Source organism: Sphingobium sp. TomTYG65 (assembly GCF_055395525.1).
On sequence record NZ_AP027330.1, the window covers coordinates 865,570 to 879,398 of the forward strand.

Below are 13,829 nucleotides of genomic sequence, written 5' to 3' on the forward strand. Positions count from 1 at the left end.
TCAGTCCCCCGCCCCGCTGAGTTCAATCACCATACCGTCATAACCGGGTTCGACGCCATCGGGCAGGCTTTGCCGCAATGTCGCATAGTCCATGCTCTGATCCATATGGGTCAGGATAGCGCGGCCGGGACGAACGGCGGCTATGCCATCCAGGGTCAAGGCAAGATGAGGATGCGTAGGATGCGGCTTTTCCCGCAGCGCATCGACGACCCATATGTCCAAACCATCATAGAGGGCGAGCATTTCCGGCGTAAGCGCATGGAAATCAGTAGCATATCCTATCGACCTGCCGCCATATGTGAAGCGGAAGCCGGTCGAGAATATCTCACCATGAGGCTGGTCGGTGGAGGCAATGTCGATGTCGCCGATCCGCAGGCCATCGGGCAGCACATGCGGTTCGATGGTGGGGTGGTAGCCCTGACGGCCTTCAAAAGCGTAGGCAAAGCGCTCGTTCAGCAGCTTGAGCGTCTGGCGACGGGCATAGCCGGGAATGGGGGCGCGGCGATGGTGGTAGAGCTGACGTACATCATCGATGCCGTGGCTGTGGTCGGCATGATCATGGGTCCACAGAATCGCATCAATGTGGATGACATCGGCCGTCAGCAGTTGGGCTCGCATATCTGGCGAAGTATCGACCAGCAGCCGTGTCGTGGGGCTTTCCACCAGGATGGAGACACGGGTGCGGCGGTTCCTGGGCTCGTTGGGATCGCAAGTACCCCAGTCATTGCCGATCCGGGGCACGCCCGATGAAGTGCCGCAGCCCAGGATGGTGAGCTTCAGGCTCATGCGGCTTGCGGGGCTCCGATCTTGCTGAAGAGCGTGCGGAAATTGGCGGAGGTCGCCTCGGCCAGCTGTTCGACGCTTTCGCCACGGAGGGTCGCCAGGAAGCGGGCGGTGTCGGCGACAAATGCGGGCTCGCAGGGCTTCCCGCGATGAGGCACGGGCGCAAGGAAGGGCGAGTCCGTTTCGACCAGCAGCCGGTCAAGCGGCAGGCGCGCGGCGGTTTCCTGAAGGTCCTTCGCGTTCTTGAAGGTCACGATGCCGGAAATGCTGATGTAGAAGCCAAGCTCCAGTGCCGCGTCGGCGAAGGCCCCGCTGGCTGTGAAACAGTGGATGACGCCTGGATAGGCCCCCTTCCCCATCTCGTCCCGCATGATCGCGAGCGTGTCCTCCTCGGCATCGCGCGTGTGGACGATCAGCGGCAGGCCGGTCCGGCGCGAGGCGGCGATGTGGGCGCGGAAGCTATTCTGTTGCCGCTCCCGGTCGCTATGGTCGTAATAATAGTCGAGGCCCGTTTCACCGATGCCGATGACGCGCGGATGACCTGCGCGCTCGACCAGCTTGGCCGTGTCGATATGGGGATGCTCGTCCGCTTCATGGGGGTGGATGCCGACTGTCGCCCATACATCGGGCTCGTTCTCGGCGGTGGCGAGAACCGCGTCCCACTCGCTTTCGCGGGTGGCGATGTTGAGCATCAGATCGACGCCAGCACCCCGCGCACGTTCAAGCACATTCTGCTGATCTTCGATCAAGCCTTTGTAATTCAAGTGGCAATGACTGTCGATCAGCATCGGATCAGGCATCCGCTTCGGTGAGTTCGAGGCGCGGGAAGAGCGGCTTGGGCGGGCTAAGCGTGAAGCCAGCGGCGCGCAGGTCTGCGTAGAAGTCAGAACCGATCACCGTGTAGCCTCGCCCCTCCCCGCTGATGCCCATCTGGTCGAGCAGGGCCGCGGCGCTGCCTGGGATGATGGGCTGGACCATGATGGCGAGGCTGGCGATGGCCTCGTAAAGCGTCGCAAGCACCGCCTCCATGCGGGCCGGGTCTGTCTTGCGGAGCGCCCATGGGGCCTGCGCGTCGATATAGGCGTTGCAGGCAAAAACCGCGCGCATCCATGCCTCGATCGCGACCGAAGGGGCCAGATCGGCCATGGAGGACTGGAAGGTTCGGGCCGCTTCGGCGATGGTCTTGAGAAGTTCGCTGTCAACATCCTGCGCCGCGGGTTCCGGCAGGCGGCCTTCCAGATTCTTGGCGATGAAGCTCAAAGTGCGCTGGGCGAGGTTGCCGAAGCTGTTGGCAAGATCGCTGTTGGATCGGGCGACGATCGCCTCTGCGCTGTAGCTGCCGTCATTGCCGAAGGTGACTTCGGAAAGCAGGAAATAGCGGAGTTGATCGACGCCGAAGCGATCGGCAAGTTCCATCGGATCGGCGACGTTGCCGACCGACTTGGACATCTTTTCCCCTCGGTTGAGGAGGAAGCCGTGGCCGAACACCTGTTTGGGCAAGGCAAGCTTTGCACTCATCAGGAAGGCTGGCCAGTAAACCGTATGAAAACGCACAATATCCTTGCCGATGATATGCGTAATGTCGCCGCCTTCCGACCAGTAGCGGGCCATACGTTCGGCGTCATCGGGATAGCCGCACCCGGTCAGATAATTGGTGAGCGCGTCGACCCAGACATACATGACATGGCCGTCGCTGCCCGGCACCTTCACGCCCCAATCGAAGCTGGTGCGGGAGACGCTGAGGTCAGACAGGCCGCCTTCGACAAAGCGCATGATTTCGTTGCGGCGGCTGTCAGGCTGAATGAAATCGGGCTGACTGTTGTAGAGGTCGAGCAGCTTTTGCTGATAGGCAGAGAGGCGGAAGAACCAGCTTTCCTCGACCGTCCATTCGACCGGTGTGCCCTGCGGTGAGAGCTTTTCGCCACCCTCCCCTTCGACGAGTTCCTTTTCGTCGTAAAAGGCTTCGTCGCGGACCGAGTACCAGCCTTCGTAGCGGCCGAGATAAAGGTCGCCATTGGCCTCCATCGCTTGCCAGATCGCCTGGGACGCGCGATGATGATCGGGCTCACTGGTGCGGATGAAACGATCATAGCTGATATTCAGCCTGTCGTTCATATCCTTGAAATAGCCAGACATTTCATCCGCCAGGGCGCGCGGTTCGATGCCCCGGTTGCGGGCCGCCTGCGCCATTTTCAGGCCATGTTCGTCCGTGCCGGTCTGGAAGAAGACGTCGCGGCCCATCATCCGCTGGAACCGGGCTATCGCGTCAGTGGCGATGACCTCATAGGCATGGCCGATATGCGGGCGGCCGTTGGGATAGCTGATGGCGGTGGTGATCGTGTAGGGCTGCGACATGGGCCTTCCCTAGCGGCTGTTGGGGCTCGCGCAAAGCCGCTTTTCAGCGCGGTTCAGGGGCCAGCGCCGCGACATGACCGGCCAGTTCGAACGCCACCGCCACAGGATCGAGCGAGAGGATGATTGCGCCGCCTGCAAGATGGCGCGCGGCCTCCCACCGTTCCAGCGCGACACCCAGCGCCGGGCCGCTGCGCTGACGGGCGGCGTCGGCGATCAGGGCGGGAACGCGCTCAAGAAAGGCTTCATAGCGTTCGCGGGCGGCCTTGCCCGAGAGCGCCTTCGCGAGGATCAGGCGCTGGCGATTGCCGGGGTCGCCTTCGCGCGCGATGCTGCGAAGGATGCTGTCGATCTGCGCGATGTCGAGCCCCGCGTAACGAAGCGCCTTGCCTGGGGCGCCCTCGCCCAGGGCGGCGAGCGTTTCGATCTCATCCACCGGCAGGTCCGGCTTTTCGCGGCGCAGGACGGCGCGCATATTGTCATCGCTCAGCGGGTCGAAGCGAAGGGTGCGGCAACGCGAGCGGATCGTGGGCAGCAGGCGGCCGGGCGCATGGCTGACGAGCAGGAAGAGCATGTCGGCGGGCGGCTCCTCCAGCGTCTTGAGGAGCGCATTGGCCGCGCCGCGTTCCAGATCATCGGCGCTGTCGATCATGACGATGCGGCGGGGCGAGAGGGATGGCGCGGACTGGATCAGCCGCTGGAGGCCACGTACCTGATCGACGCTGATGTTCCGGGCGGTGCCGCTTTCCTTTTCCAGGCAGTAGAGCTCGGCATAGTCGGGATGCGCATCGGCTTCGATGAGCTTACGGACGGGGTGATCGGTCGGAACGCCAAGGCCCGGCGTTTCGGGAACGGGGCCGGCCGCCTCGGCGAGCAGGCGTATGGCGAGGGCGCGCGCGAAGCTGGCCTTGCCGATGCCGCGCGGGCCCGCGAGTATCCAGCCATGGTGCATGCGGCCGCTCCGCGCGGCGGTGAGCAGCATGTCGGCTTGCGCGTCATGGCCGAGGATGGTCGTCATGGAAGGAGGTCGTCGAGCGCGGCTAGCAGACGGGACGTCACCGCGTCGGGATGACCCGATGCGTCGATGGCGCGAATCCGCTCCGGCTCCTGCGCGGCGAAGCGGGCGAAGGCGCTGGCGACGCTGGTATGAAAAGCTGCGTCGCGGCCGCCGATGCGGTCGGTGGCATCACCGTCGCGGGTCCATGCGCGCTGCTGGGCTTGGGCTTCGGGCAGGGAGAGGATGAAGGTGCGGTCGGGAAGGAAACCGCCGCTGCCGATGCGATGAAGCGCGAGTATGTCGGCGTCGGTGAGGTCGCCCATGCCTTGATAGGCGCGGCTGCTGTCGAGGAAACGGTCGGACAGGACCCATGCGCCGCGATCGAGCGCAGGACGGATCGTTTTTTCGATATGGTCGGCGCGGGCGGCGGCGAACAGCAGGGCTTCGGCGCGCGGGCTCCAGCGGTCGGCATCGCCGGTCAGGAGCAGGGCGCGGATCGCCTCTGCGCCGTCACTCCCGCCAGGCTCGCGGGTTTCGACAACCTCCAGCCCTTGCGCGCGCAGGGCGGCGGTGAGAGCGCGCAGTTGCGTCGATTTGCCTGCGCCCTCCCCGCCTTCCAGAGTGATGAAACGACCCCGCGTCACCCGAAGAAGGACTTCAGGCCGTTCCAGAGACGGCCGAACACGCCTGCTTCAGACACATCCTCGCCTGCCACCAGCGGCAGCACCTGCGGCGGGGTGTCGGGGGTGGAGACGATCAGTTCACCGATCTTCTGTCCCTTTGCGATCGGCGCCTTGATCGGGCCGGTATAGGCGACCTTCACCGAGACATTGCCAGACGCGGTGCGGGGAAGCGTTACCGCCATGTCCTGCGGCGCGACGAGTGGGACGCTGGTGGAACTGCCGAGTTGGACTTCAGCGGTTTCGACAGTCTGGCCCTTCTTGAAAAGCGGCTGCGCCTTCCAAGCCTTGAAGCCCCAATCCATGAAGCGGACCGATTCGGCGACGCGGCCGTTGAAGGTGGGCAGGCCCGCGACGACCATCACCAGACGGCGTCCATCCTGTTCGGCGGAGCCGGTGAAGCCGTAACCGGCCTCTTCGGTATGGCCGGTCTTGAGGCCGTCAGCGCCCGGCACCTTGCCGAGGATGGGATTGCGATTCGCCTGCGCGATATCAGAGCCGCCCATCGTCTTGCCCCATGTAAAGGCGCGAGTGGCGTAGAAGCGCTTGTAGAGGTCCGGCGTTTCCTCGATCGTCGCTTCGGCGAGGCGGGCGAGGTCTTCGGCGGTCACATAGGTGACGCCTTCGTCCGGCCAGCCATTGCTGGTGCCGAAATGGCTGTTCTTGAGGCCGAGGCGCTTGGCTTCATCGTTCATCAGCGCGACGAATGCCTGCTCCGTTCCGGCGATACCTTCAGCCAGAACGACGCAGGCGTCGTTGCCGGATAGGGTGACGATGCCATGGAGCAGATTTTCCACCGATACCTGCTCGCCAGCGGAAAGGAACATGGTCGATCCGGCGGCGGGGCCGTGCCACTGCTTCCAGGTTTCCGGCCGCACGGTGAATTTCGTGTCGAGCTTCAAATCGCCTTTCTGAATGAGGCGGAAGGCGACATGAGCCGTCATCATCTTAGCCATCGAAGCGGGCGGCATGCGCGTTTCGCCACCCTTGTCGTACAGCACCGCGCCAGAGGAGAGGTCCTTCATATAAGCGATCGGCGCCTCGCTTGTGTAAGGCGGCGCTGCAGCCGTGAGTGGCTGCGCCAGCAATCCGACGAAGAGGAGAGCGGCAACGGACTTTTTCATGAGGACTGCCTTCGCACTGGTGGATTCGGGTGATGAGAATGCCCTGCGTCAGTCATTAGCCATGACAGACACATTCTCAAGAGGGCTGGCACAAGCGGATTGTCCGAACGCTGCTATTGCCGGACGGCGTCGGCCAGAAGACCGACGGACAGGGCGTAGAAATTGGAGCAATTATAGTCGAGGATCGCCCGGTAATTGCTGGTGAGCAAGTAGGCGGTCTTACCCGGACCATCGGGTTCCAGCAGCGTCGCCATCACGCCGTCCGCAGGCCAGCTGCCGCCGCTGGGCACGATCCCGCGGCTGCGCCATTCGGCCGTGGTCAGCCAGCGGCTGTGGCGGTTGAAGACGCGGGGACAACGCGCAGGTGTCGTTCGCGCGGCCACGCTGGCACGGTTGAAGCTTTCGGGCACCGACACGGCCACACCCCACGGCTGACCGCGCCGCCATCCTGCGTTCACGAAATAATTGGCGATAGAAGCAAGCGCGTCAGCCTCGCTGTTCCAGATGTCGACGCGGCCGTCGCCATCCCCATCCTTGCCCAAGCGCAGATAGACGCTGGGAAGAAACTGCGGATAGCCCGTCGCGCCGGCCCAACTGCCGACCAGACGGCTGCGCGGTACGCCATTGTCCAGCATCTTGAGCGTAGCGAGCAATTCAGGTTCGAACAGGCTGCGGCGGCGCCCCTCGTAGGACAGGGTCGCCAGCGACCGGATCAGGTCGAAATCGCCCACATAGGAGCCGTAATTAGTTTCATGGCCGTAGATGGCGACCATGATCTCTTCCGGAACGCCCGTCTCCGCCTCGATCCTGGAAAGCCGGGCCCGGTTCGCCAGATAAGCGGTCCGCCCACGGCTGATGCGGGCGGCATCGACATGCTGGCGGCGATACGGCTCAAAATTGGGAATGGGGGAATAGGCCCCTCCCCCCGGCTGGCTCTGATCCAGCTGAATGACTCGGGGATTGGGTGTCAGCGTCGGAAAGACGGAATTGAGTGTCGCGGGGCGAATGCCCATTGCGCTAGCCTTGGGACGCAGAGACTCCAGATAAGAGCGGAAGCCAGCGTCTTGCGCCATGTCCTGCGTCATGCCAGCGCCCGCCATCAGGCTTCCCGCCGTGATGACGGCGAAACGCAGCAGAAGCGAGTGAATGGTTGAACGCATTAGAGAATCTCCCTTTACCCTTTGTGGCACAGCGAAGCGGGGAGGCGAAATCCCCCTCATCGCCATCTTCGTGCAAGAACGCGTCGAAACGCCATTTCGGTCATTTTGCGCTTGGCTTGGCGACAAGGTTCGCTAGGAAGCTCCCGCAAGGACAGGTGGCCGAGTGGTTTAAGGCAGCGGTCTTGAAAACCGCCGTGGGTTTACGCTCACCGTGGGTTCGAATCCCACCCTGTCCGCCAGATTTCGCAAAGATCGTTACGCGGCTCGCTGCTACTTAACTCGCGTTAAAGATGAGCGCTGGCCGTCATGCTAACATCCTCTTTCTCGATCGGGAGGTTGTGATGTCAGGCAGTACAGACGCACGGTATCTTTTCCAGCGTGCGCGGGAGGAAGCCGCCAAGGTAAACAATGCCTTGGCCCGACACGCTCCTGCCGAGGAGATTGCCGCCCATCGCGAATTGGCCCTGCGCTACAAGGTCAGGGCGCTGGCTGCTTCATGCCCTGACCAGGTTCTGTACGAAGCGATGGAAAATTTCGAGGTGCCAGGCGATCAGGCAGCAGGAAAGTCGGCGCATTAAGCCGATTGGTCCCAAATTCTAAAGAAAAACGCCCCCGAGCAAGGGATGCCGGGGGCGCGACCTGTATGCTGTCGGGCATCCAAATCGCGCTGGGCTCTAGCAGAGGACATTGGGCGCGGCAATCTAGAAGATGCTGCATTCCGTAGCGTTATGGGGCGATAGCGGCACTCGGTTGAGCCGCCGCCTGCCGGTTGGACAAAAAGGCCAATTGAAATCCCAGGCGCTGTCCTCACATGGAGCCATGCACAGCAAAGGCCAGATGATGGACAAGGGAAAGCAGGACATGGTTCAACCCGTCAAGCACTGGCCGCGCCGGTCACCGATCGAAACCGGGGCGCTAGGCCGCTGTCCGCGATGTGGTGAGGGGCATATTTTCCGAGGCTTCCTGACCTTGCGGGAACGGTGCGAGGTGTGCGGGCTGGATTATTCCTTCGCGGACCCTGCAGATGGCCCAGCGGTTTTCGTGCAGCTGTTCGCCTGCGTCCCCGGCGTCATCTTTATAGTGATGCTGGAGATATTGGCCCGCCCGCCATTGTGGGTGCATATCGCCGTGGGCATTCCGGTCCTGATCTTGACAACCGTGCTGCCATTGCGGCCGATCAAGGGTTGGCTTGTGGCGGCGCAGTATGTGACCAAGGCGCAGGAGGCCGGGACCGCCGACCTTTGGGCGAAGTTGCATGGTGATGCGGCAGACGACCGGCCCGAATAGTCGACGCGCTTGGGCGACTTAGACCGCCTTTGGGACGTCATCTCAGCGCAAGCTGGGATTTAGAAAGCGCCCTTCTCCAGCCTGAGATCCCAGCTTTCGCTGGGATGACGGGGAAGATGTCAGCGCTGTTCCCTTTAACGACCCAGTATCAGGCTAGTGCGCCGTGGCAGTGCTTGTATTTCTGCCCTGAACCGCAAGGGCATGGAGCATTACGGCTGATGTCGAGATTTGCGAACTCGCCGGACTGCGCATTGCCCACCGGCGGGCGCGGCAGCGTCGTTGTGATTCCGCCAAGCTGGCCCGCGTCAATGTCGCCGCTGTTATCCTCGCCCGAGAAGGGGTCGATATGAGTGGTGATGAAGTCGGGTAGCACTGGAAGGTCGAACTCCGGCAGGGGCTCCTCCATCCGGAACTGAACCCGGGCGATCGAGCCGGTCACATCTTCGCGGATATTGCCGAGCATGCGCTCGAACAGGGCAAAGGCTTCCTGCTTATATTCGTTGATCGGCGTCTTTTGCGCATAGGCGCGCAGGTGAACGACCTGGCGGAGCGCGTCTAGCGTCGCGAGATGTTCCTTCCAGTGATGATCCAGGCTCTGGAGCAGGATCGATTTTTCGATCATGTGCCAGTTTTCCGGATCGATCTCCTTCACCTTTTCGGCCACGGCTTCGTCGGCGAGCGCGTTCAGCCGTTCCTCGATCATCTCGGGATCGACGGCGTCTTCGGCCAGCCAGGCGTCGAAATCAGGCTCCAGTCCAAGGATTTCGGCGGTACGCGTCTTGAGCTTTTCGATATCCCATTGTTCGGGATAGGTGCCCGGAGGGCAGGATGCGCCGACCAGATCATTGACGGTCTCATGGCGCATGTCGGTGACGACATCGTCCACCGTGTCAGCGTCCATGATGTCGCTGCGCTGTTCGTAAATCACCTTCCGCTGGTCGTTCATGACGTCGTCATATTCGACGACTTGCTTGCGGATGTCGTAGTTGCGCGCCTCAACCTTCTTCTGCGCGGTCTCGATCGCCTTGCTGAGCCATTTGGACGGAGGCAGCGCCTCGCCATCCTCCAGGTTCGAGCGGATCATCTTCGCGAACATCGTGTCCGGCCCGAAGATCCGCATCAGGTCATCGTCGAGGCTCAGGTAGAATCGCGACAGGCCAGGGTCGCCCTGACGCCCTGAACGGCCGCGCAGCTGGTTGTCGATGCGGCGGCTTTCATGGCGCTCGGTGCCAAGCACGAAGAGGCCGCCGGCGGCGAGCACTTCCTGCTTTTCCGCCTCGATCTCGGCATCGATGCGGGCAATGGCCGCTTCGCGCTCCGGGCCTTCCGGCATGTCGCGCAGTTCGTCCTCGACCCGGAACTCGAGGTTGCCGCCCAATTTGATGTCGGTACCGCGACCCGCCATGTTGGTGGCGATCGTCACCGCGCCTTTGCGGCCCGCCTGCGCGACGATATGCGCTTCGCTTTCGTGGAAGCGCGCGTTGAGGACGGCGTGCTTCACGCCTTCCTGCGTCAGGAATTCGGACAGCATCTCCGACTTCTCAATCGACACGGTGCCGACCAGGACCGGCTGTCCCTTTTCGGCGTGGACCTTGATGGTCTTGGCGATGCCGCGGAACTTGTCTTCCAAGTTCTTGTAGAAGCTGTCTTCCTCATCGACACGCTGCACCGGCCGGTTGGTCGGGATGGTGACGACGTTCATCTTGTAGATTTCGTAGAATTCCGTGGCTTCGGTCGCCGCTGTACCGGTCATGCCGCCGAGCTTGGGGTACATACGGAAATAATTCTGGAAGGTGATGGAGGCGAGCGTCTGATTTTCCGGCTCGATCTGAACCGCTTCCTTGGCTTCCACCGCCTGGTGCAGGCCGTCCGACCAGCGGCGGCCGTCCATCATGCGGCCGGTAAACTCGTCGATGATGATGACCTTGTCGTCTTTGACGATGTAATCGATGTCGCGGCGGAACATGACGTTCGCGCGCAGCGCCTGGTTCACATGGTGAACGACGGCGGTGTTTTCGAAGTCGTAGAGGTTTGCGCCTTCCAGCAGGCCGGCTTCCTCCAGCATGCGCTCGATCTTTTCGGTGCCGTCTTCCGTCAGGGTGACGGTGCGCTGCTTCTCATCCTTCTCATAGTCGGACTCGTCGAGCCGCTTCACGATGGCGTCGACAGCCACGTAAAGCTCGGACTTGTCGTCGGTCGGACCAGAGATGATCAGCGGCGTGCGCGCTTCGTCGATCAGGATCGAGTCCACTTCGTCAACGATGGCGAAGTTGAAGGGGCGCTGCACCATCGACGCGCGATCATACTTCATATTGTCGCGCAGATAGTCGAAGCCGAGTTCGTTGTTCGTCGCGTAGGTGATGTCGGCATTATAAGCCTCGCGACGCTGATCTTCCGACAAATTGGGGACGATGACGCCGGTTGTGAGGCCAAGGAAGCGATAGACCTGGCCCATCCAGTCGCAGTCGCGGCTTGCCAGATAGTCGTTCACAGTAACGACGTGGACGCCCTTCCCCTCCAGCGCATTTAGGTAGGTAGCGAGCGTCGCGACGAGCGTCTTGCCTTCGCCGGTGCGCATTTCGGCGATTTCGCCACGATGGAGAACGATGCCGCCGACCATCTGCACATCATAATGCCGCTGGCCGAGCGTGCGCTTCGCGGCCTCGCGGACGGTGGCGAAAGCCTCGGGCAGCAGGTCATCCAGGGTTTCGCCCTGGGCCAGGCGCTCGCGGAACTTGGCGGTCTGGGCCGTCAGTTCCTCGTCGCTCATCGCGGAAATGGCGGGTTCGAAGGAAGCGATGCGATCGACGATCTTGCCCAGCGACTTTACGTAGCGGTCGTTGGACGATCCGAAGACTGACTTGGCGAGTGCGCCGAACATGCAAGTTCCTGACAAAAGGGGGGCGCGCACCCTCTTGAGGGAACGCGCACGGATATGCGCGGCGATTTAGGGTTTGGGTAGGAGATAGTCAATTGAGAGCAGTTGACGGCAGCGAATGTTGACCGCCGCCGCATATCCGCTAATCCGCCCCAATGACACAGCGTTCTCCTCTCGCCCCCGCAGCTTTTCCCCAGCTTCCCCCGATCGCAGGCGTGACGATGCGTGTCGCCCGGGCGCGGTACAAGAATTGGGACCGTTGTGACCTGACCTATGCCGAACTGGCCGAGGGCACGGTGGTGGCGGGCGTCACGACGCAGAGCAAGTGCCCTTCCCCCGAGGTCGAATGGTGCCGTGACGCCATCCCGCTGGGCTCGGCGCGTGCGCTGGTGGTGAATGCGGGCAACGCCAATGCCTTCACCGGGCATCGCGGAAGGGCCGCCGTGGAAGCGATCGCGGCCAAGGTCGCGAACCATCTGGGATGCCTGCCGTCTGATGTCTTTATCTCCTCGACGGGTGTGATCGGCGTGCCGCTGCCGGTGGACAAGGCGGAAGCGGGGCTGGAGGCGGCCTTTGGGGCGCCTGCCTGTGGCTGGGAGGACGCGGCAAATACGATCGGCACCACCGACACCTATGCCAAGGGCGCGCGCACGAGCGCGATGATCGGCGGCACGCGGGTCGAACTGGTCGGGATCATCAAAGGTTCAGGCATGATCGCGCCGGATATGGCGACGATGCTCGGTTATATCTTCACCGACGCGGCGATCGAGGCCAAGCTGTTGCAGCAGATGCTATCGGCTGCGAACAAGCGTACCTTTTCCTGTATTACGGTGGATAGCGATACTTCGACCAGTGACACGGTGCTGGCCTTCGCAACCGGCAAGGCGGGCAACGCTTCGCTTGCATCGATGGACGATGCTGGTGCGGATGCGTTTCAGGCGGCGCTGAGCGACCTTTGCATGCAACTGGCGCATCTGGTGGTGCGCGATGGCGAGGGTGCGACGAAGTTTATCGAGATCATGGTCGAGGGCGCGGAAAGCGATGCGAGCGCCCACCGTATCGGCCTTTCCATCGCCAATTCGCCACTGGTGAAGACGGCGATCGCAGGCGAGGACGCCAATTGGGGGCGGGTCGTCATGGCGGTGGGCAAGGCGGGCGAGCCTGCTGACCGGGATAAGCTGTCCATCCGCTTTGGAACGACGCAGGTTGCTTCGGGTGGTCTGGCCGTCGAAGGCTATGACGAGGCGCCGGTGGCAGCGCACCTCAAAGGACAGGATATTCAGATCGGCGTCGATCTTGGCCTGGGTGAAGGCCGCGCGACGGTGTGGACCTGCGATCTGACGCACGGATATATCTCGATCAACGCGGATTATCGCAGCTGATGCCGATCGAACTGCATGATCCCGTCGTCGCGCTGATGCGCGAAGTTGCGCTTGATGTGATCATGCCGCGCTACCAGAATTTGCGAACCGAGGAGATCAGCGAGAAAGCCGTCGATGACCTCGTCACCATCGCGGACAAGGAAAGCGAGATCAGGCTGGCCGAGGGGTTGGCGAGCATCCTGCCGGAAGCCGGGATCATCGGCGAGGAAGCCTGCGCGGCTGACCCGGCAATCCTGGATCGTGCTGGCGACGGGCTGAACTGGATCATCGATCCGATCGACGGGACCGGCAATTTCGCGGCGGGACGGCCGCCCTTTGGTATCATGATCGCGCTGGCCGATGCCGGGACGACGCTGGCCGGGTGGATATTGGACCCGCTGACAGGGCGGCTGTGCCATGCGATCCTGGGAGCGGGGAGCCATATCGATGGCGAGCGGGTGCAGGCGCGGGAGAGCGGCGACGCCCTACCGGTCGCGGCGCTGGCCGTCTATTTCATGACGCCCGAGGAACGCGCGGACATTCAGCGCCGAGCAGAAGGGAATTTTGCGCTGGTGGATATTCCGCGCTGCGCGGCGGAGCAGTATCCGCGGCTGGTGCTCGGGCAGAATGACGTGTCGGTATTCGCGCGAACCCTGCCATGGGATCACGCTGCAGGCACGCTGTTGTTGAATGAAGCGGGCGGCTGTTGCCAGCGGCTGGACGGGTCACCCTACATGGTAGGCGATCTGCGGCGGGGACTGCTGGGTGCGTCCTCTCGGCGCTTGTGGGACGCGGCGGCGGAGATGCTGTTCCGCTGAGATGAGGATCTCTGGCTCTCCCGGCCCTCCCCCCCCTGAAGGGGAGAGGGAGAAGAGCAGGGTTTACAGGACGCTTTCGATCCAGCCCTTGAGCGCGCTCTTGGGCGCGGCGCCGACCTTGGTCGCGGCAGCCTCGCCATTCTTGAACAGGATCATCGTCGGAATCCCGCGCACGCCATATTTGCCCGGCGCGTCGGGATTTTCATCAATGTTGATCTTCGCGATCGTGACCTTGTCAGCCAATTCGTCGGAGATTTCCTCCAAGGCCGGGCCGATCATCTTGCAGGGGCCGCACCATTCTGCCCAGAAATCGACGAGGACGGGCTTGTCGGCGTCGATCACGTCCGCCTGAAAGCTGAGGTCGGTGACTGCCTTGGTAGCCATATAAG

13 protein-coding genes and 1 tRNA gene are annotated in these 13,829 nt (G+C 62.6%); 5 read left to right on the forward strand and 9 right to left on the reverse strand.

The features are described 5' to 3' along the window. From ACZ5Y5_RS04340 to ACZ5Y5_RS04370, 7 genes are all read right to left on the reverse strand, one after another. Positions 1-786, reverse strand: a complete 786-nt coding sequence (locus ACZ5Y5_RS04340; RefSeq protein ID WP_464809961.1) for an MBL fold metallo-hydrolase — start codon at positions 784-786, stop codon at positions 1-3. Continuing rightward, the gene (locus ACZ5Y5_RS04345) at positions 783-1,571 is read right to left on the reverse strand and encodes a TatD family hydrolase (RefSeq protein WP_464810467.1); all 789 of its coding nucleotides are present in this window, start codon (positions 1,569-1,571) and stop codon (positions 783-785) included. The genes ACZ5Y5_RS04340 and ACZ5Y5_RS04345 overlap by 4 nt, the downstream gene beginning before the upstream one ends. A 4-nt stretch (positions 1,572-1,575) precedes the next feature. Continuing rightward, the gene (gene metG / locus ACZ5Y5_RS04350; protein ID WP_464809962.1) at positions 1,576-3,138 is read right to left on the reverse strand and encodes a methionine--tRNA ligase; all 1,563 of its coding nucleotides are present in this window, start codon (positions 3,136-3,138) and stop codon (positions 1,576-1,578) included. A gap of 43 nt (positions 3,139-3,181) precedes the next feature. Then, positions 3,182-4,153, reverse strand: a complete 972-nt coding sequence (locus ACZ5Y5_RS04355) for an AAA family ATPase (protein ID WP_464809963.1) — start codon at positions 4,151-4,153, stop codon at positions 3,182-3,184. Beyond that, positions 4,150-4,776 (reverse strand): dTMP kinase, encoded by a 627-nt coding sequence (gene tmk, locus ACZ5Y5_RS04360; RefSeq protein ID WP_464809964.1) that lies wholly within the window; start codon positions 4,774-4,776, stop codon positions 4,150-4,152. Before tmk ends, ACZ5Y5_RS04355 begins: the two co-directional genes overlap by 4 nt. Further along, a complete protein-coding gene (locus ACZ5Y5_RS04365; protein ID WP_464809965.1) occupies positions 4,773-5,936 on the reverse strand; it encodes a D-alanyl-D-alanine carboxypeptidase family protein in 1,164 nt (387 codons plus the stop codon). Before ACZ5Y5_RS04365 ends, tmk begins: the two co-directional genes overlap by 4 nt. A 113-nt stretch (positions 5,937-6,049) precedes the next feature. Beyond that, positions 6,050-7,096 (reverse strand): lytic murein transglycosylase, encoded by a 1,047-nt coding sequence (locus tag ACZ5Y5_RS04370; protein WP_464809966.1) that lies wholly within the window; start codon positions 7,094-7,096, stop codon positions 6,050-6,052. Between the two features lie 149 nt (positions 7,097-7,245). Here ACZ5Y5_RS04370 and ACZ5Y5_RS04375 point away from each other — a divergent pair. From ACZ5Y5_RS04375 to ACZ5Y5_RS04385, 3 genes are all read left to right on the forward strand, one after another. Continuing rightward, a tRNA-Ser gene (locus ACZ5Y5_RS04375) sits at positions 7,246-7,335 on the forward strand. Positions 7,336-7,437: 102 nt separating this feature from the next. After that, positions 7,438-7,674, forward strand: a complete 237-nt coding sequence (locus tag ACZ5Y5_RS04380) for a hypothetical protein (RefSeq protein ID WP_464809967.1) — start codon at positions 7,438-7,440, stop codon at positions 7,672-7,674. A gap of 262 nt (positions 7,675-7,936) precedes the next feature. Further along, positions 7,937-8,383, forward strand: a complete 447-nt coding sequence (locus tag ACZ5Y5_RS04385; RefSeq protein ID WP_464810468.1) for a DUF983 domain-containing protein — start codon at positions 7,937-7,939, stop codon at positions 8,381-8,383. 148 nt (positions 8,384-8,531) lie between these two features. Here the strand turns inward: ACZ5Y5_RS04385 and secA are convergent, their stop codons facing one another. Next, positions 8,532-11,264, reverse strand: coding sequence for a preprotein translocase subunit SecA (secA, locus tag ACZ5Y5_RS04390; RefSeq protein WP_464809968.1), 2,733 nt, complete (start codon positions 11,262-11,264; stop codon positions 8,532-8,534). Between the two features lie 152 nt (positions 11,265-11,416). On the opposite strand from secA, the gene argJ reads away from it, so the two are divergent. Beyond that, positions 11,417-12,643, forward strand: a complete 1,227-nt coding sequence (argJ, locus tag ACZ5Y5_RS04395; RefSeq protein WP_464809969.1) for a bifunctional glutamate N-acetyltransferase/amino-acid acetyltransferase ArgJ — start codon at positions 11,417-11,419, stop codon at positions 12,641-12,643. Beyond that, positions 12,643-13,440: an inositol monophosphatase family protein gene (locus ACZ5Y5_RS04400; RefSeq protein ID WP_464809970.1), complete on the forward strand. Its 798-nt coding sequence runs from the start codon at positions 12,643-12,645 to the stop codon at positions 13,438-13,440. Before argJ ends, ACZ5Y5_RS04400 begins: the two co-directional genes overlap by 1 nt. A gap of 63 nt (positions 13,441-13,503) precedes the next feature. On the opposite strand, the gene trxA is transcribed toward ACZ5Y5_RS04400, so the two are convergent. After that, the gene (gene trxA, locus ACZ5Y5_RS04405) at positions 13,504-13,824 is read right to left on the reverse strand and encodes a thioredoxin TrxA (RefSeq protein ID WP_464809971.1); all 321 of its coding nucleotides are present in this window, start codon (positions 13,822-13,824) and stop codon (positions 13,504-13,506) included. Between the last annotated feature and the right edge of the window lie 5 nt (positions 13,825-13,829).

Bases quoted from the DNA above. Each gene is read 5' to 3' on its own strand.
- ACZ5Y5_RS04340 (WP_464809961.1), bottom strand. From the start codon at position 786: ATGAGCCTGAAGCTCACCATCCTGGGCTGCGGCACTTCATCGGGCGTG.
- ACZ5Y5_RS04345 (WP_464810467.1), bottom strand. From the start codon at position 1,571: ATGCTGATCGACAGTCATTGCCACTTGAATTACAAAGGCTTGATCGAA.
- metG (WP_464809962.1), bottom strand. From the start codon at position 3,138: ATGTCGCAGCCCTACACGATCACCACCGCCATCAGCTATCCCAACGGC.
- ACZ5Y5_RS04355 (WP_464809963.1), bottom strand. From the start codon at position 4,153: ATGACGACCATCCTCGGCCATGACGCGCAAGCCGACATGCTGCTCACC.
- ACZ5Y5_RS04365 (WP_464809965.1), bottom strand. From the start codon at position 5,936: ATGAAAAAGTCCGTTGCCGCTCTCCTCTTCGTCGGATTGCTGGCGCAG.
- ACZ5Y5_RS04370 (WP_464809966.1), bottom strand. From the start codon at position 7,096: ATGCGTTCAACCATTCACTCGCTTCTGCTGCGTTTCGCCGTCATCACG.
- ACZ5Y5_RS04380 (WP_464809967.1), top strand. From the start codon at position 7,438: ATGTCAGGCAGTACAGACGCACGGTATCTTTTCCAGCGTGCGCGGGAG.
- ACZ5Y5_RS04385 (WP_464810468.1), top strand. From the start codon at position 7,937: ATGGACAAGGGAAAGCAGGACATGGTTCAACCCGTCAAGCACTGGCCG.
- secA (WP_464809968.1), bottom strand. From the start codon at position 11,264: ATGTTCGGCGCACTCGCCAAGTCAGTCTTCGGATCGTCCAACGACCGC.
- argJ (WP_464809969.1), top strand. From the start codon at position 11,417: ATGACACAGCGTTCTCCTCTCGCCCCCGCAGCTTTTCCCCAGCTTCCC.
- ACZ5Y5_RS04400 (WP_464809970.1), top strand. From the start codon at position 12,643: ATGCCGATCGAACTGCATGATCCCGTCGTCGCGCTGATGCGCGAAGTT.
- trxA (WP_464809971.1), bottom strand. From the start codon at position 13,824: ATGGCTACCAAGGCAGTCACCGACCTCAGCTTTCAGGCGGACGTGATC.